This window comes from Streptomyces sp. NPDC003456 (assembly GCF_042878735.1).
In the GTDB taxonomy this organism is placed as follows: Bacteria; Actinomycetota; Actinomycetes; order Streptomycetales; family Streptomycetaceae; genus Streptomyces.
The window spans coordinates 682998-707036 of sequence record NZ_JBIAOK010000002.1 but is presented as its reverse complement, the minus strand read 5'-3'; the positions used below and the strand labels follow the sequence as shown (position 1 = coordinate 707036).

The 24039-nt window shown below is 73.7% G+C and carries 25 protein-coding genes; 17 read left to right on the top strand and 8 right to left on the bottom strand.

Annotation, left to right across the window (positions count from 1 at the left end):
• Positions 1–71 precede the first annotated feature (71 nt).
• A complete protein-coding gene (locus ACFYWG_RS08920) occupies positions 72–389 on the bottom strand; it encodes a WhiB family transcriptional regulator (protein WP_383505775.1) in 318 nt (105 codons plus the stop codon).
• Positions 390–727: 338 nt separating this feature from the next.
• On the opposite strand from ACFYWG_RS08920, the gene ACFYWG_RS08915 reads away from it, so the two are divergent.
• Positions 728–1237 carry a TspO/MBR family protein gene (locus ACFYWG_RS08915; RefSeq protein WP_389200172.1) on the top strand — a complete coding sequence of 170 codons (510 nt, stop codon included), beginning with the start codon at positions 728–730 and terminating at the stop codon, positions 1235–1237.
• A gap of 79 nt (positions 1238–1316) precedes the next feature.
• Positions 1317–2498 (top strand): spore photoproduct lyase family protein, encoded by a 1182-nt coding sequence (locus ACFYWG_RS08910; protein WP_389200170.1) that lies wholly within the window; start codon positions 1317–1319, stop codon positions 2496–2498.
• A 72-nt stretch (positions 2499–2570) separates the two neighbouring features.
• On the opposite strand, the gene ACFYWG_RS08905 is transcribed toward ACFYWG_RS08910, so the two are convergent.
• Positions 2571–3383: a hypothetical protein gene (locus tag ACFYWG_RS08905; protein ID WP_385418610.1), complete on the bottom strand. Its 813-nt coding sequence runs from the start codon at positions 3381–3383 to the stop codon at positions 2571–2573.
• A gap of 211 nt (positions 3384–3594) precedes the next feature.
• Here ACFYWG_RS08905 and ACFYWG_RS08900 point away from each other — a divergent pair, with 211 nt between their 5' ends.
• The 5 genes from ACFYWG_RS08900 to ACFYWG_RS08880 all read left to right on the top strand — a co-directional run bounded on the left by ACFYWG_RS08900 (position 3595) and on the right by ACFYWG_RS08880 (position 8352).
• Complete coding sequence (locus ACFYWG_RS08900) at positions 3595–4746, top strand: S1 family peptidase (RefSeq protein WP_389200167.1); 1152 nt, start codon at positions 3595–3597, stop codon at positions 4744–4746.
• Between the two features lie 180 nt (positions 4747–4926).
• Positions 4927–5643 (top strand): HEAT repeat domain-containing protein, encoded by a 717-nt coding sequence (locus ACFYWG_RS08895; RefSeq protein WP_389200165.1) that lies wholly within the window; start codon positions 4927–4929, stop codon positions 5641–5643.
• Positions 5630–6634 (top strand): MerR family transcriptional regulator, encoded by a 1005-nt coding sequence (locus ACFYWG_RS08890; protein WP_385418601.1) that lies wholly within the window; start codon positions 5630–5632, stop codon positions 6632–6634. Before ACFYWG_RS08895 ends, ACFYWG_RS08890 begins: the two co-directional genes overlap by 14 nt.
• Positions 6635–6771: 137 nt before the next feature.
• Complete coding sequence (locus tag ACFYWG_RS08885; protein ID WP_383505796.1) at positions 6772–7335, top strand: dihydrofolate reductase family protein; 564 nt, start codon at positions 6772–6774, stop codon at positions 7333–7335.
• A gap of 111 nt (positions 7336–7446) precedes the next feature.
• Complete coding sequence (locus ACFYWG_RS08880; RefSeq protein ID WP_389200162.1) at positions 7447–8352, top strand: universal stress protein; 906 nt, start codon at positions 7447–7449, stop codon at positions 8350–8352.
• Here the strand turns inward: ACFYWG_RS08880 and ACFYWG_RS08875 are convergent.
• The 3 genes from ACFYWG_RS08875 to ACFYWG_RS08865 form a co-directional block, all read right to left on the bottom strand.
• The gene (locus ACFYWG_RS08875) at positions 8343–9368 is read right to left on the bottom strand and encodes a 6-phosphofructokinase (RefSeq protein WP_376327255.1); all 1026 of its coding nucleotides are present in this window, start codon (positions 9366–9368) and stop codon (positions 8343–8345) included. The genes ACFYWG_RS08880 and ACFYWG_RS08875 overlap by 10 nt on opposite strands.
• Before the next feature lie 212 nt (positions 9369–9580).
• A complete protein-coding gene (locus ACFYWG_RS08870) occupies positions 9581–9733 on the bottom strand; it encodes a hypothetical protein (protein ID WP_385418597.1) in 153 nt (50 codons plus the stop codon).
• 159 nt (positions 9734–9892) lie between these two features.
• A complete protein-coding gene (locus ACFYWG_RS08865; RefSeq protein WP_389200160.1) occupies positions 9893–11242 on the bottom strand; it encodes an APC family permease in 1350 nt (449 codons plus the stop codon).
• 153 nt (positions 11243–11395) lie between these two features.
• Here ACFYWG_RS08865 and ACFYWG_RS08860 point away from each other — a divergent pair, with 153 nt between their 5' ends.
• From ACFYWG_RS08860 to ACFYWG_RS08815, 10 genes are all read left to right on the top strand, one after another.
• Complete coding sequence (locus tag ACFYWG_RS08860; protein WP_389200158.1) at positions 11396–11533, top strand: hypothetical protein; 138 nt, start codon at positions 11396–11398, stop codon at positions 11531–11533.
• 310 nt (positions 11534–11843) lie between these two features.
• Positions 11844–12371 (top strand): hypothetical protein, encoded by a 528-nt coding sequence (locus ACFYWG_RS08855; protein ID WP_383505810.1) that lies wholly within the window; start codon positions 11844–11846, stop codon positions 12369–12371.
• A 398-nt stretch (positions 12372–12769) separates the two neighbouring features.
• Positions 12770–14962 (top strand): hypothetical protein, encoded by a 2193-nt coding sequence (locus ACFYWG_RS08850; protein ID WP_389200156.1) that lies wholly within the window; start codon positions 12770–12772, stop codon positions 14960–14962.
• Positions 14963–15062: 100 nt separating this feature from the next.
• Complete coding sequence (pelF, locus tag ACFYWG_RS08845) at positions 15063–16589, top strand: GT4 family glycosyltransferase PelF (RefSeq protein ID WP_389200154.1); 1527 nt, start codon at positions 15063–15065, stop codon at positions 16587–16589.
• Positions 16586–18004 (top strand): hypothetical protein, encoded by a 1419-nt coding sequence (locus tag ACFYWG_RS08840; protein WP_385418587.1) that lies wholly within the window; start codon positions 16586–16588, stop codon positions 18002–18004. The genes pelF and ACFYWG_RS08840 overlap by 4 nt, the downstream gene beginning before the upstream one ends.
• Positions 18005–18054: 50 nt before the next feature.
• Positions 18055–19056 carry a GDP-mannose 4,6-dehydratase gene (locus ACFYWG_RS08835; RefSeq protein ID WP_389200152.1) on the top strand — a complete coding sequence of 334 codons (1002 nt, stop codon included), beginning with the start codon at positions 18055–18057 and terminating at the stop codon, positions 19054–19056.
• A gap of 75 nt (positions 19057–19131) precedes the next feature.
• A complete protein-coding gene (locus ACFYWG_RS08830) occupies positions 19132–19845 on the top strand; it encodes an NDP-sugar synthase (protein WP_376327271.1) in 714 nt (237 codons plus the stop codon).
• Positions 19846–19852: 7 nt separating this feature from the next.
• A complete protein-coding gene (locus ACFYWG_RS08825) occupies positions 19853–20755 on the top strand; it encodes an NAD-dependent epimerase/dehydratase family protein (RefSeq protein ID WP_385418580.1) in 903 nt (300 codons plus the stop codon).
• Positions 20752–21414, top strand: coding sequence for a spherulation-specific family 4 protein (locus tag ACFYWG_RS08820; protein ID WP_389200149.1), 663 nt, complete (start codon positions 20752–20754; stop codon positions 21412–21414). Before ACFYWG_RS08825 ends, ACFYWG_RS08820 begins: the two co-directional genes overlap by 4 nt.
• Entirely contained in the window at positions 21411–22250 is an 840-nt protein-coding gene (locus ACFYWG_RS08815) for an endo alpha-1,4 polygalactosaminidase (RefSeq protein WP_383505831.1), read from the top strand. The genes ACFYWG_RS08820 and ACFYWG_RS08815 overlap by 4 nt, the downstream gene beginning before the upstream one ends.
• A 9-nt stretch (positions 22251–22259) precedes the next feature.
• On the opposite strand, the gene ACFYWG_RS08810 is transcribed toward ACFYWG_RS08815, so the two are convergent.
• From ACFYWG_RS08810 to ACFYWG_RS08800, 3 genes are all read right to left on the bottom strand, one after another.
• Entirely contained in the window at positions 22260–22556 is a 297-nt protein-coding gene (locus ACFYWG_RS08810) for a hypothetical protein (RefSeq protein ID WP_383505834.1), read from the bottom strand.
• Positions 22557–23054: 498 nt separating this feature from the next.
• The gene (locus ACFYWG_RS08805) at positions 23055–23423 is read right to left on the bottom strand and encodes a hypothetical protein (protein ID WP_376327281.1); all 369 of its coding nucleotides are present in this window, start codon (positions 23421–23423) and stop codon (positions 23055–23057) included.
• Positions 23424–23554: 131 nt separating this feature from the next.
• Positions 23555–23971, bottom strand: a complete 417-nt coding sequence (locus ACFYWG_RS08800; protein WP_383511694.1) for an ankyrin repeat domain-containing protein — start codon at positions 23969–23971, stop codon at positions 23555–23557.
• Positions 23972–24039: the final 68 nt, after the last annotated feature.

The window sequence follows — 24039 nt, the reverse complement described above, 5'->3', positions numbered from 1 at the left end:
CGTCTCCCGTCAGGCAACCACCGCACAGGACCGGCTGCCCCTCCAGGAGGGCCGTACGGATCCCCCCGCGCTCAGGGGACCGGCCGTTCGCCGCCGCCGATGCGCATCTCCCGGCTGATGGCCCGGCGCTGCCGGGCCGTGGTGCCGCCCCAGATGCCCGCGTCCTCGCCGTGCTCGATGGCCCAGGAGCGGCACGCCAGCAGGACACGGCAGCGGCGGCACACCGCACGGGCCTCGGCGACCCGGGCATCGGTCTCGCGCTCCACCAGCGGGAAGAACAGCTCGGGGTCCTCGCCGATGCAGGCGGCCTCCCGGAGCCATGCGCGTCCGCCGCCGGCGAGTACCTCGGCTACGGCATCGCGGTACAGCAACCAGCGATCTTCGGGCACGGCGCACCTCCGCGTGGCACCGGCTGAGCCGGTGGATGGGCTGCGGCACGACGACGCCGCAGGCCCGGCAGGGGTCGCGCTTTCCATGGTAGATGCGCGGTGCACGGATGGCCATGGCTCGTTCCCGCCGGTACCGCGCGCGCAGCCGCGGGCGCAGCCGGTGACCGCCCTGCAAGGACGCCGGGGTGCGCGCGGGTCGCCGGCGGCCCGCGGCCCGGCGGCGCCGCCGGGCGCCTCGTGCGGTCCACCGGTACGGGCGCCGGGCATGGGCGCCCGCCCGCCGGTTACCCGAGATCCACGGGCCGCACCCGCACGGCCTCCCCGGAAGGAGACAGCCGGTGACGGAAGCCGCGCACCACCGCAGCCACCGACCGCAGGGCCTCTCGCAGTGGCTGCTGCTCCTGCTGCTGCTCGGGCTGTGCTACGGCGTGGCCGCCGTCGGCGGCACGGCCGCGGCGGACGCCGGCAGCATCTACGCGTCGCTGGAGCGGCCCGCGTGGGCTCCGCCGTCCTGGCTGTTCGGGCCGGTGTGGACGGTGCTCTACGCCACCATCGCCGTGTCCGCCTGGCTGGTCCTGCGCGGACGCACCCCGGCGAGCGTCCGCGCCGAGACCGTCGCGTGGGGCGCGCAGCTCCTGCTCAACCTCGCCTGGACCCCGCTGTTCTTCGGGGCCGGCCGGTACGGTCTCGCGTTCCTCGACATCTGCCTGCTGCTCGCCGCGCTGGGCGTCACGATGCTGCTCTTCCGGCGCCGCAGCCGGGCCGCGTTCCTCCTTCTCGTGCCGTACGCGCTGTGGACGCTGTACGCGGCCGCGCTGAACCTGGCGATCTGGCAGCTCAACGCCTGACCCGAGGACCGGGAGCCCCGTACAGTTGTGTGCAGGGGACATTTCTCTCCTCCTGGCACCCGTCCGTACAGGAGCACCCATGCACCACCCGTCCGGCGTCCCGGACGACGACTCCGGGGCGCTGTTCGGTCTCGACGCGCTCTCCCCCGGATCCGTCGCGACGACCGACCGCCAGGACCCCTCGTTCCGCACCTCCGCCACCGCCCGCCGCCTGCTGCCCGTGCGGGACATCTACGCCGAGCCGGCGGCGGCCGCGTCCCCGCGCGGTCGGCAGATCCGCGCCCGGTTCCCCGACGCACGGCTGACCACGGTGGACTCCCATTGGCGCATCCCCGGCCTGCACGGCAACGAGGGCAACGTCGACCGCTGGGTGCGCGTCAAGGGCGAGACGCTCGTCCTGGGCGAGAAGAAGACCCTCACCACCCGCCCGAACGGCCGCTCCGCGGACTGGATCGCCCCCGGTCCCTCCAACGGCTGCGCCATGGCCTGCGCCTACTGCTACGTGCCCCGCCGCAAGGGCTACGCCAATCCGATCACCGTCTTCACCAACATCGACCGGATCATCGCCCACCTCGGCCGGCACATCGCACGGCAGGGGCCCAAGCCCGAGCCGAACCAGTGCGACCCCGAGGCGTGGGTGTACGACATCGGCGAGAACGGCGACTGCTCGGTGGACGCGCTGATCTGCGACAACACCGCGGATCTGGTGCACGCCTTCCGGCAGTGGCCGACGGCCAAGGCCTCCTTCGCCACCAAGTTCGTCAACCCCGACCTGCTGGCCCTGGACCCTCGGGGCCGTACCCGCATCCGCTTCTCGGTGATGCCGCCCGACGACGCCCGGCTGCTCGACGTGCGCACCTCGCCCGTCGCGGAACGGATCGCCGCCGCGGCGGACTTCCTCGACGCGGGGTACGAGGTGCACTTCAACCTCTCCCCCGTGGTTCTCCGCCCCGGCTGGGAGGAGGCCTGGTCCGAGCTGCTGACCCACCTGGACGACGTGTTGCCGCTCCGGGTGAAGCAGCAGGCCGCCGCCGAGGTGATCATGCTGACCCACAACCAGGAGCTGCACGAGGTGAACCTCGGCTGGCACCCGCGGGCGGAGCAGGCCCTGTGGCGGCCGGAGCTCCAGCAGGCCAAGCGCTCCGAGAACGGCGCGCTGAACGTCCGCTACCGCAACGGGATCAAGGGTGAGGCGGTGCGCACCCTGCGCGCCCTGATCGACCGCCACGCTCCCTGGCTGCGGGTGCGCTACGCGTTCTGACCCTCCGGGCAGCGGATCCGGCAGTGCCCGGGACGACGGCTCCAGACAAGGAGTTCCCCTGAGCGAGCACCCCTACGGTGCGCCGGCTCCCGCTCCGCGGTCCCACCCTCGTACGCGGTGGACGCGAGCCGTCTTCGGATACGCCGCGTCCGTCTCCGGCCGAGGGCCGATCTCGAACAGGTCGATCAGCAGGAAGAGGGGATACCCGGGAGCCTGGGACGACTGCTTCACGACGACGCCCTCGCAGCCGATGAGCGTCCCGGACGGCCCCCAGACGACGGTCCAGGTGTGCGGCTCGGACGCGTCCAGGGGCAGGGCGACCTCCGCCATGTCGGTCGTCAGCCTCCCGTCCGAGTGGGCCTTCACGCCGCAACGGGCACGGCTGCCCCGCGCTCCGACGGCGTCGGCGTCGATCTCGAAGACGCAGAGCTCCCCCGTGTCCTGCCCGGACAGGTGCTCCGTCCCCACGAGCCAGGCGGCGAGCATGCACCCCTGGTCCAGGCTCGCGCTGACCGTCACGTCCACGCGTCCGGCGCTGGGCGCCCACAGCAGACTCTCCGGCGTCTGCGTGCGGACGACCAGCCCGTCCGGCCGGTGCCGGTGCGTTCCCCGCCGCGACCCGACGGGCCCGGAGAAGACGCCGGTCTGCACATTGGACACCCGGAGCGGAGCGTCCTCCTCGCGCCAGTCCGGCTGGTCGGCGTCGATCCGCAGCCGCAGTCCGGCGGAGTCGATGTCGTAGCGGGCCCGCGAGCGTTCGGGTGTCGTCCAGTGCGGCAGGTAGTGATCCACCCACAGGTCCCGCCTGAGGTGCGGGGCGGTGAAGTCGTCGTCGAAGTCGGCCTCACGCGCCGGAGGCTCAGGAAGACGCAGGACATCGGCCATGGCGCCATCCTGGCAGAACCCGACGCCGACCCCTGGGCCCAACTCCCCTCCTGGCCGGAGAACATGCCCTCTCTTCCCCCTCAACAGACGCCCCCGTCCATGGCATAGACCTTTCCTTGATCAGGGGCTAGGCTCTGCCGCGCACCTCAGAGAGCGCTCTCAAGCTCGGCTGTTCCACCCCCACCCTGCTGGAACAACGAAGGGGCATCCCTTGAGACGCACCACAAGTCTGCGCACCGCGCTGTCCGCACTCCTCCTGATCGGCACCTGGGCCACCGCCAGTGCCCTGCCTGCCTCCGCGGCCGAAGCCCCCGCGCGCTCCCCCCAGGCGCCGGCCTCCCCCGGGCTTCTCGACGCCATGCAGCGGGACTTGGGGCTGAGCCGCGACGCGGCCGTGGCACGCCTCGCCGCCGAGAAGAAGGCCACGGCGACCGAACGCAGGGCGCGCGAGGCCGCCGGTGCCGCCTACGGCGGCTCCTGGTTCGACGCCGAACGCGGCCGTCTCACCGTGGCGGTCACCGGCGAGGAAGCCGCCGACGCCGTACGCGGCACCGGGGCGGCCGTGCGCGTCGTGCGGCACAGCGCGCGGCAGCTCGACGCGGCGAAGGCGAGGATCGACGCCCTGTCCGCGCCTGCCGGTGTGGGCAGTTGGCACGTCGATCCGAAGGCCAACAAGGTCGTCGTGAACGTCGTCGCCGAGCACCGGGACGACAACGATGTCCGCGCCTTCCTCGCCCGGGCCCGTGACGCCGGTCCCGTGACGGTGCGGCACACTCCCGCCGCACCCCGCACGTTCGCCGCCGGGACCGTCGGCGGCGACCCCTACTACACCGGCAACGTCCGTTGCTCGATCGGCTTCTCCGTGCACGGCGGCTTCGTCACCGCCGGGCACTGCGGCTCGCCGGGCTCGGCCGTCTACGGCTGGGACCGCTCCTACGTCGGCAACTTCCAGGGGTCGTCGTTCCCGGACAACGACTACGCCTGGGTGAACGTCGGCAGCGGCTGGTGGACCGTACCGGTCGTGCTCGGCTGGGGCACGGTCCCCGACCAGCTCGTCCGCGGCTCCGCCGAGGCCCCGGTGGGCGCCTCGATCTGCCGTTCCGGCTCCACCACGCACTGGCACTGCGGCAGGGTGCTGGCGAAGAACGAGACGGTGAACTACAGCCAGGGCGCCGTCCACCAGATGACCAAGACGAGCGTGTGCGCCCAGCCCGGCGACTCCGGTGGCTCCTTCCTCAGCGGTGACCAGGCCCAGGGCGTCACCTCCGGCGGCTGGGGCAACTGCAGCAGCGGCGGAGAGACCTGGCACCAGCCGGTCAACGAGATCCTCAACCGCTACGGACTGAGGCTGCACACCGCCTGAGCCGCCGGCGCGGACCGGCCGAGCGGGCCCGCCACCGTCACGACCGCCGGCGGTGGCGGGCTCGCCCGCAGGCGGCAGCCCGGCCCGCCGGGGTCGCGCGCGTGCGGCGGCCCTGCCCACGGTGCCGTTTGACCTTGACACGGTGACAAGGTCTTCACTGCTTCCCGAGGAGGTGGTCCGATGACCACGGCACCACGGGAAACAGAGGTGCAGCGGGCGCTGCGGGGGCTGGAGGACGACCGTTCGTCCGTGCGGCTGCGAGCGGCCATGGCGGTCGGCTCGACGCCCGACCCCGCCTACGTCGGCGGACTCGTGCAGCGATGCGCGGTCGAGCCCGAGTTCTTCGTCCGGGACATGCTCACCTGGGCGCTCACCCGCCACCCGGCGTCCCTGACGCTTCCGGCGCTGCGGGGGGAACTCCGCTCGGACCGTCCGCAGGCCCGCAGCCAGGCGCTGCACACCCTGTCGAAGATCGGCGACCGGGGGGCATGGCCGGCGATCACCCGTGCGCTGCTGTCCGACGCCGACGACGAGGTGGCGCGCAGTGCGTGGCGGGCGGCGGTCGTGCTCGTGCCGGAGGGCGAGGAGGCCGGCCTGGCCGGCGTCCTGGTGACCCAGCTGGGGCGCGGCGACCGGAGGGTCCAGCTGAGTCTCAGCCAGGCGCTGGTCGCGCTGGGCGAGGTGAGCGTGCCGGTGCTGCGCGCCGCGGCGGCGGCCGGCGACCCGGGGGTGCGGGCGCACGCGCTGGCCACACAGCGGCTGCTGCGCGAACCGGACGCGGGCTTCGCGTCGGCGATCGAGGAGGCCAGGCGCATAGTGGCCCTCACGGGGGCCCCGGGAAGGACTCCTTCCCCCGGGTCCCCTGCGGAGGGAGACTGGGACCGTGCTGATCGGTGAGGTGGCGAGACGGTCCGGGGTCAGTGCCCGCATGCTCAGGCACTACGAGACGCTCGGACTGGTGCGGCCTTCGGGCCGTACCGGTTCCGGCTACCGGGAGTACTCCGCGCAGGACATCCGGCGCATCTTCCACATCGAGAGCCTGCGGTCGCTGGGCCTGTCCCTGCGGGAGATCGGGCGCGCCCTGGACGACCCGGGCTTCACGCCCTCGGCGCTCGTCGGCGACCTGGTCCGCCGGACACGCGAGCGCATCGCCGCCGAGACCGAGCTGCTCACGCGGCTGAGCAGGATCGACTCCGCGGAACCCGCCGACTGGGAGGAGGTCCTGCGGGTCGTCTCGCTCCTCCAGGCACTGGGGTCGCAGAGCGCGGACGTGCGTCAGCGCGCGGCCCTGTCGTCCGCCGACGGGGTCGCCGTGCCGGTGGAGGCCCTGGCGGAGGCGGCGCTGAGCGAGACGGAGCCGAACGTCGCCGGCGCCCTGCGCTGGGCGCTGGCGCAGTCGGGCGACGACGCGCCCGCCCTGCTGGCGAAGGGCCTCGACTCGCCGGTGGCCGCGGTGCGGACCCGGGCCGTGCGGTCGCTCGCCGAGATGCCCGGCGAGGAGGCGACCGCGTACCTGCGGCACGCCGTCGCGGATCCCGATCCCGGGGTGCGGGGGTACGCGGCCCTGGCGCTGGGGACGCGGGGAGTGGGCGAAGCGATCCCGACGCTCATCGACATGATCGTGGCGGGCAGGAACGACACGGACGCGGCGGACGCGCTGAGCGCCCTGTCGAGCGATGCCGCGACCGCCGAACGGATCGCGGCCCAACTCGTCGACCGTCTCGCCCGGGACACCACGGCGGCGGCAGCACGCGGCCGCCTGACCCAGGCCCTGGCGGACATCCCGGGCACGACCGCCGCACAGGCCCTGGCGACGTTGTCCCACGACGGCGACCGGGCGGTCGCCCTGACCGCCCGGTACCTCCTCCAGCTCCGCGACGCAGGGTGACCCGTCCCCCGTGCCGTGCCCGTCCCGTGCCGTGCCCGTGACGGCTTCGACGCGCATCCGGGAATCCGGCGCGCCGCGATGAGTTCCGGGGCGTTCCCCGGTCGTACTGTCGGACCCGGTACGGAGGAGGACTTCTCATGCGCAGCGTCACGTACTCGATGAACGTCTCACTGGACGGTTACATCGTCGGCCCCGACGGCCGCTTCGACTGGTCGGCGCCCGACCCGGAGGTGTTCCGCTTCTGGATGGACGACATCCGGCAGGTCGGCGTCCATCTGATGGGGCGGCGGCTGTACGAGACGATGCTGTACTGGGAGACCGCCGACGAGAACGGCTCGCTGGACGAGGCGGAACGCGAGTGGGCAGGGCTGTGGAATCCGCTTCCGAAGGTCGTCTTCTCGACGACCCTGGCGACGGTGCAGGGCAACGCCCGTCTGGCCTCCGGCAGCGTGGCGCAGGAGATCGAGCGGTTGCGGGCCGAGCCGGGGGAAGGCGACATCGCCATCGGGGGTGCGACGCTCGCCGCCGAGGCCGCCGCGTCGGATCTGATCGACGAGTACCGGGCCATGGTCTACCCGGTCCTCGTCGGTGGCGGCGTCTCCTTCTTCCCGCAGGGCGAGCGCCGGGTGGATCTCGATCTCGCCGAGACCCGCACCTTCAACGCGAAGTTCGTCTACCTCCGCTACCGCGTGCGGCGATGACCGGGCCGCCGCCGACCCGGCCGCGGTGAGCCGGGAGAGCCCGGGCGTGGAACAGTGGAGGGAGAGCGGGAGGCGCCGCCCACGACGGCACAGCCGGGCGAAGGAGGCCGCATGCGTTCCCCTGTACTGGCATGCATCGACGGTTCGGAGTGTGCCGCTGCGGCGGCCGAGTGGGCCGCGCGCGAGGCAGGACTGCGGGGCGTCGCGCTGCGCCTGCTGCACGTGGTCCCGCGGCTTCCCGGAACCGCCGTCCCGGTGGCGGCCAAGGATCACGTGCGGGAGATCGGCGCCCAGCTGGTGCGGCGGACCGTCGAGGACCTCGCCGGGCGCTATCCGGATCTCGACGTCGAGGGCGCGCAGGCCGAAGGGGCCGAAGCGGACGCCGCCCTCGACGCGGCGGCGCGGGACGCCGGGCTGCTCGTGGCCGGCACCCGCGGCGCGGGCGGCTTCCGGGACCTGGCGGTCGGATCGACCGCTCTGCGCGTCGCGGCAGCGGCTCCCTGCCCCGTCGTCCTCGTCCCTCCCCGCCCCGGCACGTTCCCCGACGGGCCCGTCGCGGGCCGCGACGCCCCCCGAGTCGTCCTCGGCTTCGACGCACACCACCCCACGGGTGAAGCTACGGACTTCGCGTTCTCGGCCGCCGCACTGCGCTCCGCCACCCTGCGTGTCGTGCAGGCGTGGGTCCTGCCCGCCGAGTCCGTCTCACCGCGCTCGTTCGTGGTGACGGAGGAGGACCGGGCCACCTGGGAGGACCGGGAGGTACTGGACCTGTCCGACGCCGTGCGCCCGTGGCAGGAGAAGTACCCGCAGGTGAGGGCGGCTCTCGACCTGAGGCTGATGCACCCCGCCGAGGCGCTGCTCAACGCGTCCCGGGACGCGGAGCTGCTCGTCGTGGGGCGGTGCGCCGAGGCGCCGCCGGCCGGGGGGCGCCTGGGTCCGGTGGCCCACGCCGTGCTGCACCACGTCCGCTGCCCCGTCGCGGTGGTGCCGCCGGGAGCGGCGGCGGATCAGCCGTAGAACACCTCGAACTCGTCGTACAGGGACGGGTCCACCACCTTGTTCCGTGCGGTGGCGTCGGCGAGCGGCACCCGGACGATCCGCGTGCCCTCGAGGGCGACCATGCAGCCGAAGTCGCCGTCGGCGACCGCCTGGACGGCGTGCAGTCCGAAGCGTGTGGCCAGCCACCGGTCGAAGGCGCTGGGGGTGCCGCCCCGCTGGATGTGGCCCAAGACCGTGGTGCGGGCGTCCCTGTCGGTGCGTGCGGTGATCTCCTGCGCCAGCCACTCGCCGATGCCGGACAGCCGCACGTGGCCGAACTCGTCCAGCGACTGGTCCTTGACGATCATCTGCCCTTCCTTGGGGACGGCCCCCTCGGCCACCACGACGATCGGCGCGTAGTTGATCTCGAACCGGCGCATCACCTGCTCGCACACCTCGTCCAGGTCGAAGGGCCGCTCGGGGATGAGGATGACGTTGGCACCGCCGGCGACGCCCGCGTGCAGGGCGATCCAGCCCGAGTGCCGCCCCATCACCTCCACCACCAGGGCCCGCATGTGGGACTCGGCGGTGGTGTGGAGGCGGTCGATCGCCTCCGTCGCGATCCCGACGGCGGTGTCGAAGCCGAAGGTGAAGTCGGTGCACGAGACGTCGTTGTCGATGGTCTTCGGCACGCCGACCACGTCGATCCCCTGCCGGCTCAGCTCCGTGGCCGTCCCCAGGGTGTCCTCGCCGCCGATCACGACGAGGGCGTCCATCTCGTGTGCGGCGAGTGTCTCGCGTACCCGTTGCAGACCGTTCTCGTGCTTGAGCGGGTTCGTGCGGGAGGAGCCGAGGATGGTTCCGCCCCGGGGCAGGATCCCCCGCACGCTGCTGACGTCGAGCGGGACGACGTCGTTCTTGAGCAGGCCCAGCCAGCCGTCCCGGACGCCGAGGAACTCGAACGCGTGCTCCTGCACGCCCTTGCGGACGACGCTGCGGATGACGGCGTTCAGGCCGGGGCAGTCACCGCCGCCGGTCAGTACTCCGACCCTCATGGCTCTTCTCCCATCCGCCGCCGCGCCGGCCGCGGCCCTCCCGGCGGCCCGGGGGCCGCCGCCCGGGGCATGCCGGTCGCAGCCCTCCTCCAGCGTCCCTCCGAAACGCCCGCGGTGCCCACTCGGCGACCGCCGTCCGCGACGGCGCCCGCGGCGGGGGCCGGAGCGGGCTCGCGGGCACGAGTGGTGCCCGGTGCCGGCGAGCGGGGTCGTCAGCTCAGTCGGTGCCCGCTGGGGCAGACGACGCTGCGGGGCGCGGTCCAGGCACGGCAGTACGGGCAGGAGCGGACCTCGCTGAGCGTGGACAGCGCCGTGTGCACGGCCGTGCGCACCGTCCGCCTCGTCCGGCACGACACGGCGGTCATTCTCCTCAGCAGGAGGCCAGGCACCCCGGGCACACCCACGTCCTTCCTTCAGGCGGGCGCGGCCCGCGTCCGGCACTCAACGCTCGACCACGTGTGCCCCGGCTGCCGCCGCTCATGCCCGGCGGTTCCGGCCGGACCAGCCGCCCCGTCCGCCCGCGCTCAGCCGGGGTCGCGCACGCCCTCGCCGGCCCGCTTGCCGCGCCGCGCGGCGCCGACCGCGCCGAGCACCATGCCGACGGCCACGATCACCAGTCCGCGCAGCCACACCTCCGCCTCGATCTGCGTGGCCAGCAGCACGCAGGAGGCGATGCCGAGGACCGGCAGGACGGTCGGGGCCCGGAAGTGGTCGGCTTCGCCCGTGTCACGGCGCAGCACCAGCACGGCTGTGTTGACCAGGAGGAAGACGATCAGCAGCAGGAGCACCAGGGTGGACGCGAGGGTGGCGACGCTGCCGGTGAGCGCGAGGAGCATCGCGAGCAGCGTGGTGACGGCGATCGCGGCCCACGGCGTACGGCGGCCCGGGAGCACCCTGGTCAGCGCGGCGGGCAGCAGCCCGTCCTTCGCCATGCCGTAGGCCAGGCGGGAGGACATGATGCCGGTGAGCAGCGCCCCGTTGGCAACGGCCACCAGCGCGATGGCGCTGAACAGGCGGGTCGGCACGCCTCCGGCTTCCTTCACGACCTCCAGCAGCGGGCCGCTCGACTCGGCCAGCCGGGCGGTCGGCACCGCGGCGGACGCGGCGATGCCCACCAGGACGTACACGACCCCGGCGGTGGCGAGGGCGCCGAAGAGGGCGCGGGGGTAGGAGCGCCGCGGGTCGCGGGTCTCCTCGGCGACGTTGACGGAGGTCTCGAACCCGACGAAGGAGTAGTAGGCCAGTACGGAGCCGCTCAGGACGGCGGCGGCCGCGCCCTTCTCGGGCGTGCCGAGCTGCGTGAGCCGTCCGACGTCGCCGTCGCCGCGCAGCAGCAGCCACGCGCCGAGGACGACGATGACGACCAGTCCGCCCACCTCGATGACGGTGGCGACGGCGTTGGCGCGGGTGGACTCCTTGATGCCCCGCGCGTTGACCAGGGCGAGCAGGGCCAGGAACACCACGGCGACGAGGGCCACGGGCAGGGTGACGAAGGCCGACAGGTAGTCGCCGCCGAAGCCGCGGGCGAGGGCGGCCACGGAGACGACGCCGGCGGCCAGCATGCAGAAGCCGGCGACGAAACCGGCGAACGGCCCGAACGCGCGCGTGGCGTAGTGGGAGGCTCCGCCGGCCCGGGGGTACTTCGTCGCCAGCTCGGCGTAGGAGGCGGCGGTCAGCAGTGCCAGCAGCAGCGCGACGGCCAGCGGCACCCACACCGCTCCCCCGGCGTCGGCCGCGACCTGCCCGACCAGGACGTAGACGCCCGCTCCGAGCACGTCGCCCAGGATGAAGAAGTACAGCAGCGGCGTGGTCAGCGCGCGCTTGAGCGCCGTGCTCTCCGGAGCCGCTCCCCGCTCCGCCGATGTCGCCAGCACTCTGTTCCCGCCGTTTCTCGCCATACCGCCCCGTGTCCCCCGTACCGGCCGGTGCACGCCCGGCACGGAGCCGCAGCACCGATGGCCCGCGTCACATCGCCGCATGTCAGCGGGAGGGTGTCCGGCGGCCGACGGTGGTGACAGGGCGTGCGGATGAGCCACAGCGTCTTCGTGCTCCGCTTCGTGACCGGTGAGATCGCGCCGCTGGACGCCGAGCGGTCGCGGAGGGTGACGCAGCCGTACGCGGTGGACGGCGGCGCGGACGAGGACTTCTCGCTCCGCGGCCGGTAGCGGGTGGCCGGGTCACCGGCCGGAATCCGTTGGATGGCCGAGATGGTCACGGGCCGTGCGGACGGCGGGTGGGAGGTTCCTGGCCCTTACGCGCCAATGTCGCCATCCGGCGGCGTGGGAACGGCCGACGAAGTGCGGCGCTCCGCGGGCGTCCGCCTCCGCGCCGATCACCTGGGCGGTTGCGCGAACCCCGGCGACTCCACCTTTCCCTCACTTCTCGCGCACGCCGTGAACACTTCCGGCCGGGCGCTCCGCGGCCCCCGTTCCGTGGGGCAGACGTCCGGCCGGGCCCTGCCTAGCCTCCCTGGCCATGCGATCACCCCTGATGAGACGCCTCGGTCTCGGCGCCCTCCTCGCGGCCGTCCTGGCCGTGTCCGGTCTGGCCCCCACCGCCACCGCGGTCGATCCGGCACCGGCCGAGCTGACCTTCGCCACCGACAGCGCCACCACCACGCCCGGCGGCACGGTCAACCTGTCGATGACCCTCACCAACCACCACACCCACGACGTCTGGTTCGTGTACCAGACCATCCAGCCGACCTGGCTGACCACGCAGCGGCCCGACCTGAAGTACGGCTTCGCCGGCTGCACCCTGGCCACCGCCGACGGCGCCACCCCCTGCGCCGGGACCGGCCCGGCCGATCTCGGCGGCAACTACGGCACGACCGTCCCGCCCGGCCAGAGCCGCACGGTCACCCTGAAGCTGGACATCGCCGCCGACTCCGGCTGCAACGGCAACATCGGCTTCTACTCCTACTTCTACGCCGAGTTCAGCGACTCCACGAACGTCAGCGGCGGCCCGGTCTTCACGCCGGTGACCCGCGTGCTCTGCGCCTGACACACCCTGGGGGAGCCGGCGCGCGTGACCTGAAAGTCGCCCGCCCGGTTCCCCGCACCGGACCGGACCATGGGAACGGCCACCGGCGCACCGCCGCGGCCCGCCGGTCGGCCACGCAGCGCCCGGACCAGTGGCGAAGCCCGCGCGGGCCGCACCCCAGAGGCGCACCCCCGGGGGCCCGAACGCGTCAACCCCTGTCCCGAGGAACCCAGTTGGTCACCTGCGCTTTTTCGTCATGTTGCGCAACACGACCGCGAAATCTCCACACAGACCTCACTATGTGACGCGACGGATGCGTGCCGCACCGGCTTCTGAGGGGGACGCCGGCGGCACGCAAGGGGGTGCGTCCGCTCCGCGGGAGCCGTGCTCATCCCTGCCCGGGAGGGGACAGACACCGCATGAAGCGGACCATACGCACCACCGTGGTCACGGTGGGCGCGCTCATCGCCGCACTGGGCCTGCCGGCCGGCCCGGCCCACGCCGATCCCGTGCCCCGCATCGACCTGCGGGTGCTGGTGGTGAGCGACGGCGGCCCGTCCACCGACGCGATCGCCGCCGAACTGGCCGCGGCCGGCACGCCGTACACCACGGTGGACCTCACGCAGCCCGGCCGGACCGTGATCGACGCCGGCTTCCTCGCGGACACCGTCGACGGCCGGCCGCGCGCGAAGTTCCAGGCCGTGGTGCTGCCCGACGACAACCCGTTCCCGGCCGGTTCCGCCGAGATGGCCGCACTCGCGGCGTACGAGCGGACCTACGACATCCCGCAGGTCGACGCGTACACCTACGCGCGTCCCGAGGCCGGTCTGCAGTACCCGGTCGACGGCGGCTACGCCGGCAGCCTCGACGGCCGGCAGGCCCAGGTGACCGCCGCGGGCAGGTCGGGCCCCTTCGGCTACCTCGACGGACCCGTGCCCTTCGAGGACAACGACCCGTCCGTCGGCGAGAGCTGGGCCTACCTGTCGAGGCCCGCGGCGGGGGCCGACTTCACCCCGTACGTGGAGGCCGCGATCCCCGGGCAGACGGCCACGGGCACGCTGGTGGGCGAGTACCGCCACGACGGGCGGCGCGAGCTGGTCGTCACGTTCGTCTACAACCGGTACCAGCAGCAGTTCCGGCTTCTGGCCCGGGGCATCGTGGAGTGGATGACCGGCGGGGTGCACCTGGGCGCCTCACGGAACTACTTCTCGGTGCACGTGGACGACGTCTTCGCCGCCGACGACCGGTGGAACAGCACGCTCGACTGCACACCGGGCGACGTCGACTGCACGGACCCGAACGCCACACCCGACCCCATCCGGATGACGGCCGCCGACGTGGACCACGCGGCCGCGTGGCAGAACAGCAAGGACTTCACGCTCGACTTCGCCTACAACGGCGCGGGCAGCGTCGACCACCGCGAGGACAACGGCGGCCGGGATCCGCTCGCCGACCGGCTCATCGCGCGGCGGGACGAGTTCCGCTGGATCAACCACACCTACTCGCACCCCTTCCTCGGCTGCGTGCAGGACATCTCCGTGGTGCCGTGGAAGTGCGCCACCGACCCCGACGGCAGCATCCGCTGGACGAGCCGCAACGACATCTCCGACGAGATCGCGGTCAACCGGGTCTGGGGCCAGATCGCCGGACTCCCGCTGGTGAACGACGAGTTGGTCACCGGTGAGCACTCGGGCATGAAGGTCCTTCCGCAGCAGCCCCAGGACAACCCCCATCTGGCCCCCGCCCTGGGCGACAACGGCATCGCCTGGCTCGGCTCGGACAACTCGCGTGAGCCCGCGCAGCGCCGGGTCGGCCCGGCCACGACCGTGCCGCGCCACCCGATGAACGTCTTCTACAACGCCGGCCGCGCGGCCGAGCAGGTCGACGAGTACAACTGGATCTACACCAGCCGCGCCCAGGGAGGCAGCGGCATCTGCGAGGACAACCCGGGCACCACCACGTGCCTCCCGGCCCCCCTGGACACCGCGACCGGCTATGCCGGTCACATCGTGCCGCTGGAGACCCGGATCGCCCTCGGGCACGTCCTGTCCAACGACCCCAAGCCGCACTTCATCCACCAGTCCAACCTCGCCGAGGACCGCATCGCCTACCCCGTCCTCGACGGCGTACTGGACGGCTACCGGGCGCTGTTCGCCGATGACACGCCCCTGGTGAACCCGCGGATGCGCGACATCGGCGCCGAGCTGAAGCGCCGTGCCGACTGGCGGGCCGCGCTCGGCGCCGGGCAGGTCACGGCCTACCGTGTCGGCACCACGGTGAGCGTCGACGCCCCGTCCGGTCTGGCGGTCACCGCGACCCTGCCGGCCGGCAGCACGCTGCGCGGAGCCGCCTTCGGCCAGGCGTACGCGGGTGCCGTGTCCGGCTGGACCGCCTCGGGGAGCACCCCCCTGGTCTTCACCCTGCCGGCGTCGGCCGCTCCGGCCGCCGACGCCGCCACCGGACGGGCGAAGGTCACCCGCCCCGCGCCGCGGACCCGCGTCCCGGCGGGTGTGACCGACCCGCGGACCCGTGTCTCCGCGGGCGTCACCCTGCCGCAGGCCCGTGTCCCCGCGGGCGTGACCGACCCGGTGGGTCACTCCGCAGACGGCTGAGCGGCGCCCCCGCGCCCCGCACCGACCGAAGGCCCGGCCGCCCCCTGGGGGCGGCCGGGTCCGGCCCGAACCTCCCGCACCTCAGCCGTGGAGCACACCGATGCCCTTTTCCCAGGGCGCGCGACGCACCGGAGCGACGCGCGTCACCCTGCTCACCGAAGGCACCTACCCGCACAGCCACGGCGGTGTCAGCGTCTGGTGCGACCAGCTCGTCCAGGGCATGCCCGACCTCGCCTTCGACGTCATCGCCGTCACCGGCACCGGACGTGAGCCGGTCGTGTGGGAACTGCCCGCGCACGTGTCGGGCGTCCTGTCGGTCCCCCTGTGGGGCGCCCCGCCCGAGGGACGCCCGCCCCGGGGCCGGGCACGCAACCGACTCGCCGCCGCCTACGAGCAGTTCGTGACCGCGCTGCTCGACCCGGGCGCCGAGGACGGCTTCGCGCCCGCCCTGTACGCGCTGGCGCGGACCGCACCGGACGGGACGCTGAGCGCGTTCCTGCGCGGGGACCGGGCCGTCAGGATCCTCGCCGCCCTGTGGAACCGGCCCGGGCTGGCCGTCCGCGAAGCCGGGCCGACCCTGCACGACGCGCTCACCGCCACCGCGCTCCTGGAGCACGCCCTGCGCCCGCTGGCCGCCCCGGCCCCCGTGAGCGGCGTGGCGCACGCGGTCAGCGGCGGGGTCGCCGTCCTGCCGGGGCTCGCCGCCCTGGCCGACCACGGCGTTCCGCTGCTGCTCACCGAGCACGGCGTCTACCTGCGTGAGCGCTACCTGGGCTACCGCACGGCGCCCTACCGGTGGCCGGTGAAGGCCGTGATCCTGGGGTTCTTCCGGCTGCTGGCGCGGGAGAGCTACCTGAAGGCCGCGCTGATCACCCCGGGCAACCGCTACAACCGGCTGTGGGAGGAGGAGGGCGGCGCCGACCCGCAGTCGATCCGCACGGTCTACAACGGCGTCGACCCCGCCGCCTTCCCGGCGGCCGGACCGGAACCCGAGGTGCCGACGCTCAGTTGGGCGGGCCGCGTCGACCCCATCAAGGACCTGGAGACGCTGATCCGCGCCTTCGCCCTCGTGCGGGCGCGGCTCCCGCAGGCGCGGCTGCGGCTGTTCGGCGGGACCCCGCGCGGTGGGGAGTCCTACCGGGAACGCTGCGAGGCCCTGGCCGCCGAGCTCGGGCACGGGGACGCCGTCACCTTCGAGGGGCGCGTCGAGGACATCAAGGACTCCTACGCCGCGGGGAACGTGGTGATGCTCTCCAGTATCAGCGAGGGCTTCCCGTTCACGCTGATCGAGGCCATGTCCTGCGGCCGCGCGACCGTCTCGACCGACGTCGGCGGAGTGCGCGAGGCCGTCGGGGACACCGGGCTCGTGGTGCCTCCGCGTGATCCGGGGGCGATGGCCGCGGCAGCGCTGGAGCTGCTGGGCGACGCGGGCCGGCGCAGGGCCATGGGCGAGGCGGCGCGGCTGCGGGTCGTCGAACAGTTCACGCTCCGCCGGACCATCGACACCTTCCGCTCCGTCTACCGGGAACTGGCCCACCCGGAAAGGCACTCGACGGTCATGCCCACCGCGGTCAGGATCCCCGCACCGGCCGTCGACGGCGCAGGCGCAGGAAGTCTCGTCCTGTGAGCGGGCCGATATCCCTCGAACCCGGGGGCTCCGAGCAGGACACCCTGGCCATGCGGCTGGCCGGCACCCGGCCGCCCCGCCGCCGTCCGCGCTGGGCCCTCGACGAGGCCACCCTCGCCCTCCGGCTCCCGCGCGGCGGCCCCGACGAGCGGGCGGTCAGTGAACTCGCCGCCGAACTCGCCGACCGCATAGGGCCTGCCGTCCACCCGTACGAGGTGGCCGCGCTGCTGGAGGCGGAGGGGCTGTCCGCCTCCACGATCGACGAACGGTACGGTCACCCGAACCTGTTCTCCCTGGCCGCCGCCCTGTACGAGCGGGTGCCGCGCACCTTCCCCGAACCCGCCGCGGCGGCCGACCCGTGGCGTCCCGACACCGTGCGCTGTCTGCTGCGCGGTGTGCTGTTCGCCCTGCCGGGGCTCGCCTACTTCCTGACGGCACCGTTGTGGGACGCCGGCGGAAACGTTACCCCTCTGGTCGTCGCCGGGCTCTGCTCCTGGGCGTGGGGGCAGGCCCTCGGCCATCGCGCGTACCTGCGGATGGCGACCGGCCGCCGGGAGGCGGGCCTGACCCTGCTGGCCGGCGCCCCCGCGGGGGCGGTGCTGGCCACGGCGAGCGCCGCGCTGCCCGCCGAGGGCGGACCGGTGACGCTGGTGGCCGCCGCGCAGTCCGCCTATCTGGCCGCGGCCGGTGTGCTGCTGGTGCTGGGGCGGGAGCGGCTGCTGCTGGCCGCGCTCAGCCCGCTGCTCGCGGGTGCCGCCGTGCTGCCCTGGTGGGAGCCGGGCAGGGTGCTGCGCACCGGCCTGCCCGCGCTGGCGCTGCTCGCCACGCTCGCCGTCACCGCCCGGGTCCTGCGCGGCGCCCTCCGGGCCCCGGCCGTCACCGGCGCGAGCCGGCCGCGCCTGCTCCGGTCGCTGCCGTACGGCCTGTTCGGGCTGGCCGCGGGTGTGCTGGTGCTGCTTCAGGGGCGGGAGGAGCCGTACGCGGTGATCGTCCTGACGCTCGGCATGGGGCCCGCGGAATGGCTGCTGTACCGCTACCGCGGGCTGTCGGTCGCCGCGCTGCGCGCCACCGCCACGCCCGCCGCCTTCCTGGTGCGCTCGGCCGGCATCCTCGGCCTCTGCCTGCTCGCCCATGCGGCTCTGCTGCTGCCCGCGGCCCTGCTGCTGGACGCCGACCCCGTGGCGCTGCTGCTCCTGGCGGCCGTGCTGTGGACCGCACTGCTGCTGCAGGCCTTCGGGGTGGCCTGGCCACCGGCCGGGATCTGTCTCGCGGCAGCAGCCGGGGCGGCGGCCGTCGCGCTCCTGCGGCTGCCACCGGGCACCGCGGCGGCGCTGTCGCTCAGCTGCGGCGCCGCCGCCCTGTGTCTGGCGGCGTGCGTGCTGTGGCTGCTCGGCCGGCCCTCCCCGCACGCCTGACCCCCGTTCCGGACCCGCCCACCTCCCGACCCGTCGAAGGGACCACTCAGTTGACCTCCGCACCGCTCGCCGCCGTCACCGGAGCCGAGGGCTTCATCGGCTCGCACCTGACCGAGGCCCTGGTGGCCTCCGGCCACCGGGTGAGGGCCATGGCCCAGTACAACTCCTTCTCCTCCTACGGCTGGCTGGAGACCCTGCACCCGGACGTGCTGGACCAGGTGGAGATCGTCCTCGGCGACGTACGGGACCCCGGCTCCGTCCGCGGCCTCCTCGACGGCGCCGACACCGCCTACCACCTGGCCGCGCTCATCGCGATCCCCTACTCGTACCAGGCGCCGCACAGCTACGTGGACACCAACGTCACCGGCACCCTCAACGTGCTGGAGGCCGTCCGGGCCCTGGGCACGCCCCGCTTGGTGCACACCTCCACCAGCGAGACGTACGGCACCGCGCAGACCGTGCCCATCACCGAGGACCACCCCATCAACACCCAGTCCCCGTACGCCGCGTCGAAGGCGGGCGGGGACCGGCTCGCCGACAGCTACCACGCCAGCTTCGCCACTCCCGTCGTCACCCTGAGGCCCTTCAACACCTTCGGGCCGCGCCAGTCGATGCGGGCGGTCATCCCCACCGTCATCGGCCAGGTCGCCGCCGGGGAGCGCACCATCACGCTCGGGGACCTGCGCCCCACCCGGGACTTCACCTTCGTCAAGGACACCGCCCGGGCGTTCCTCGCCGTCGGCACGGCACCGGCCCGGGAGGTCGTGGGCCGCACCTTCAACGCCGGTACCGGGGGCGAGATCTCGGTCGGCGACCTCGTGGCGCTGATCGGCAAGGTGATGGACACCCCGCTCGACGTGCGGGAGGACGAGGCCCGTATACGCCCGGCCAACTCCGAGGTGATGCGCCTGGTCGCCGACGCGAGCCGGCTCGCCGCCGCGACCGGCTGGCAGCCGGCCCACACCCTGGAGGAGGGCCTCGCCCACACCGTGGCGTTCTTCCGGGACCCGGCCAACCTCGCCCGCTACAAGACCGGCATCTACAACATCTGATCCCCGGCGGACGCCGTCCGGCCCGTCCGCACATCTCACGCACGTCCCCACGCGTTCACGAAGGAGGAGCCCACCATGCACGCAGTGATCCTGGCGGGAGGCAAGGGCGTCCGGCTGCGGCCCTACACCACGGCGCTGCCCAAGCCGCTCGTCCCCATCGGCGACCAGCACGCGATCCTGGAGATCGTGCTGCGCCAGCTCTCCGCCGCCGGCTTCACCAGCTGCACCCTCGCGATCGGCCACCTCGGCGAGATCATCCGCGCCTACGTCGGCGACGGTTCGCAGTGGGGCCTGGACGTCGACTACGCCACCGAGGAGAGCCCGCTGGGCACCATGGGTCCGCTGCTCACCCTGCGCGACCGGCTGCCCGAGACGTTCCTCGTGATGAACGGGGACGTGCTGACCGACCTCGACTACGCCGACGTCCTGCACCGGCACCGCGCCTGCGGAGCGCCGCTGACCATCGCCACCTACGCCCGCAAGGTGCACATCGACTTCGGGGTGCTGACGACCGACGCCAGCAGGGTCGTGGCGTTCACCGAGAAGCCGAGCATGGACTACCGCGTGTCCATGGGGGTCTACGGCCTGTCCCGCTCCACCCTGGACGCCTACACGCCCGGACTGCCCCTCGGCTTCGACGAGTTGGTCCTCGACCTGCTGAAGTCGGACAACCAGCCGCACGCCTACGACTTCGACGGATACTGGCTGGACATCGGCCGACCGGACGACTACGACCAGGCCAACGCCGAGTTCACCACCCGCAAGTCGCTTCTGCTCAAGGGAGCCTGAGCACCTCATGCGCCTTCTCGTGCTGGGTTTCACCGGCTACCTGGGCGCCCACGTCGCCGAGCGGCTGCGCGCCCTGCCGGGCGCGCTGGTCCTCGGCGGCGGCCGGTCACCGGGCGCCGACGTCGACGTGGACCTCGCCCGCGTCCGCCCGGAGCACCTGGCGAAGGACCTCGCCCGGACCGCGCCCGACGCCGTGATCAACTGCGCGGGCGCGACCGGCGGTGACGCCGCCACCCTCGCCGAGGTCAACGCCCGCGGCCCCGCGGTGCTGTGCGCCGCCCTGCGCGAGGCGGCCCCCGCGGCCCGCCTGGTGCACCTGGGCTCGGCCGCCGAGTACGGGCCGGGAGCGCCCGGCACCCGGGACAGGGAGTCGGCGGCCACCCGCCCCGTCGGCTCCTACGGGGCGACCAAGCTCGCGGGCACCGTCGCCGTGACCGGTTCCGGCCTGGACGCGGTGGTCCTGCGCGTGGGCAACCCGGTGGGCCCCGGCGCGCCGCCGACGGGCCTGCCCGGCCGGATCGCCGCCCTGCTGCGCGAGGCGGGCGACGACCCGGAGGCGGTGCTGCGGCTGGGCGACCTGTCCGCCCACCGCGACTTCGTCGACGTACGCGACGTGGCCCGGGCCGCGGTCCTCGCGGCCACCGCGCCGGGCCCGCTGCCGCCGGTCCTCAACATCAGCGGCGGCCGGGCCCTCCCGGTCCGCGACCTGGTACGGGACCTGACGGCGCGGGCCGGGTTCCGGGGACGTGTCGAGGAGACCGCGGCGAGCACCGCGGGCTCCTCGCGCTCGGCGCGGGTGTCGTGGCAGTGCTCCGACATCACGGCCGCCGAGGAGGCCCTGGGCTGGCGCCCGGTGCACACCCTCGACGACGCGCTGACCGCGCTCTGGGAAGGCGGCCCGGCATCGTGAACCTGCTGGTCCCGCTGTACGTCCACCCGGCCGAGGATCCAGGGGCCTGGCACCGGCTGATCACCGCGGCGCCCCGCACGTACGGCGTCGTCCTCAACCCGGCGAGCGGTCCGGGCGCGGCCCCCGACCCGGCCTTCACCGCGGCGGCCGGTGCCCTGCGGCAGGCCGGGGCACGACTGCTGGGCTACGCCGACACGGACTACGGCGTGCGGGACCCGGGGGACGTGGTCGAAGACATGCTCCGCCACCGGGAGTGGTACGGGACGGACGGCTGTTTCCTCGACCGCGTGCCCGCGACCGCGGAGGGGCTCGCGGGCTGCCGCCGGCTCGTGCGGACGCTGCGCAGGGCGGGTGCGGCGACCGTCGTGCTCAACCCCGGGGTCCACCCGGAGCCGGGCTACGTCCGCCTCGCCGACCTGACGGTCACCTTCGAGGGGCACTGGTCGACGTACGTCTCGGCGTTCAGCCGCCCGGCGTGGGCCGCACGGCAGCCGCCCGAGCGGCTCTGCCACCTGGTGTACGGGGTGCCCGACGCTCTCGTCCCGCTCGCGGTGCGCACCGCGCACGGACGCGGAGCGGCCGTCTGCGGCCCGGTGACGGGCGAACCACCCAACCCCTGGGCGCAGTTGACACCCGCACTGCTCGGGGCGGAGCGGTGAGGGGGACCCGGTCCCGGGCCGCCCTGCTGACCGCGTGGGCCGTGGGGGCCGCCCTGACGGGATGTTCCGGCGGGGAGGGCCCGCCCGCCGGCGCGCACGGCGGCGCGACGGCTTCTGCGCCCGCCACGCCGGCCGGACCACGCTGGAAGCCGCGCCCGGGCCTCGCCTGGCAGTGGCAGCTCGACGGCAGGGCGGACCCGTCGGCCGACGTACCGGTGTACGACATCGACGGCTTCGAGAACTCCGCCGCGGACGTCGCCCGGCTGCACCGCGCGGGCCGGAAGGTCATCTGCTACATCAACGTGGGCGCGTGGGAGGACTTCCGGCCGGACCGGAAGGCGTTCCCGCGCTCGGTACGCGGCCGGCCCAACGGCTGGAAGGGCGAGCGGTGGCTGGACATCCGGCGGATCGACGTCCTGCGGCCGATCATGGAGCGCCGCTTCGACATGTGCCGCGACAAGGGCTTCGACGCCGTGGAGCCCGACCTGGTGGAGGGCTACGGCAACGACACCGGCTTCCCGCTCACCGCACGTGACCAGCTCAGGTACAACCGGATGATCGCGGCTGCCGCCCACGAGCGGGGGCTGTCGGTGGGCCTGAAGAACGACCTGCCTCAGATCCCCCGGCTCGTGGACCACTTCGACTTCGCCGTCAACGAGGAGTGCGCGCAGTACGAGGAGTGCGGCGCCCTGTCCCCGTTCATCGAGGCCGGCAAGGCGGTGTTCCACGTGGAGTACACCGAGCCGCGGAGCGGCTTCTGCGCCGAGTCCCGCCGGCTGGGGCTGTCGTCCATGGTGAAGAAGCCGGAACTCGGGGTGTGGCGCGCGCCTTGCTGAGCCGGCACGTCATACGCCCTCGCAGAGCGCGAGGTGACCGACGCGGCCGTGCTGCCCGAGGTAGCCCTCGCCGATCGTGCTCACGGCCCCCGGGGCGAGCGTGTGGCACACGCCCGTGGCGCCGTCCTGGTAGACGGCCCTCACGTCCACGGTGTCGGCGCAGTCGTTGGAAGCGCTGAGATACCGCCAACTCTGGTACACGGCGACGCATGAGGGGGCCGGGGTGGGAGAGGTGGCCTGCGCCGCACCGGAGAGGGCGGAGGTCAAGAGCGTGACGGCGAGGACAGTGAAGCAGGTCCGTTTCATCCGCTTGATCATGAATCAACTCCGCGTTTCTGCGTGGGTGGTTTCGAACAGTGTCGGCAATCGCCGTCCGTGCGGCGATGGCGTGTTCGAGACCTGAACCTGTCTTCTCCACACGCCGAACGCAAAAGAAGGCACGCGTTCCGGACAGGGAGCGTCTTGCAGGCACGCCCGGCCGACAACCCCGCGCCGACGCCGTTCCCGCTCCGCGCGGCCGGGCCGACGCTTCAACCTTTGCGGCGCACGGGAGCCGGGTCGCCGCCGTTTCCCCACACGAACGCGCTGACCGCCCCGGCGGTGACCGATGGACCCTGCAACGCGTCACGACGCCACTTTGTCGCGATGCGGCGGGCCGGAAGGCCGAATTCCGATGCCGGTGGGGGCCGCCGCGGTCTCGCCCGCGGGTGCCCTGCAACCCGCGAGGCCCGGCCGGATGGCACCGGCCGGGCCTCGCGGATCGGGTCGCAAGGGCGTCACAGGCGCCCTTTACGCGACGGGGGATCAGCGCGTCGTCTGGTCCGAGTAGCTGAAGTCACCCACCGTCCAGGCGCTGACGTCCTCGATCGCGACGCGGTACATCCCGCCCGTCTCGGGGATGCCCACGGTCCCCTGCAGGATCCGGGCGACGTGGAAGTGCAGATGCGTGGGTGGCCCGTCCTTCTTGTCGGGGGCGTCGAACGCGGCGGAGAACTCGCCGAGGTGGGCGGAGTCGGTCAGCACCTCGGACACCCGCTTGCGCCATACGGCTTCGGGTGCCAGGCGACCGGTGATCACGGCACCACCCGTGACCACGGTCAGGGACATCCGAGTGCTCTGCCCGGACTCCACACGGGCGGCGATGTCAACGATCAGCTCGTCAGGCTTCGGCATGCGACCGGATTGTATTGGGTCGGTCCGTCACCGTGGTGCGAGAGGGGGGCACCAGCGCGCGGCCGGCCCCCGCTCGATCGGCCACCTGCCCGCGCACCACCGGACCGGTCACCGCTCAGGGGCTGCCCTCGTCAGCGTGCACCCGCCGCCCTGAGGATCTCGGCGGTGCCGGGGTGGGGACCGCGGTTCGCCCAGTCCAGCGGGGACCAGCCCGCGCCCCCGTCCTCGCGGAGGCCGGGATCGGCGCCGTGCGCCAGCAGTTCCCGGACGGTTGCGGCGTGCCCCCAGCAGGCAGCCGCGCACAAGGGGGTACCGTCCGCCCCGGCTCCCCTGCTGTCCGTGTCGGGTGACGCCCCGGCCCGCATCAGCAAGCGGGCCACCTCGGCTTCTCCTTGCACCGCCGCGAGGTACAGGGGGGTGGTGCCCTCGCTGTTCCGTCCCTCGGGACTCGCTCCCTCGCGCAACAGCGTCTCGACACGTCCGGCGTCACCGGAGACGACCGCCTCGAAGAGGAGGCGGGAGAGCTTCTTCTGCCTTCGCTGCTTCACGGCGGGCCAGGCTAGCGAGTGTGGACGCGGGGAAGCCATCGATATTCCGCGGGCCGGTCCGCAGCTGC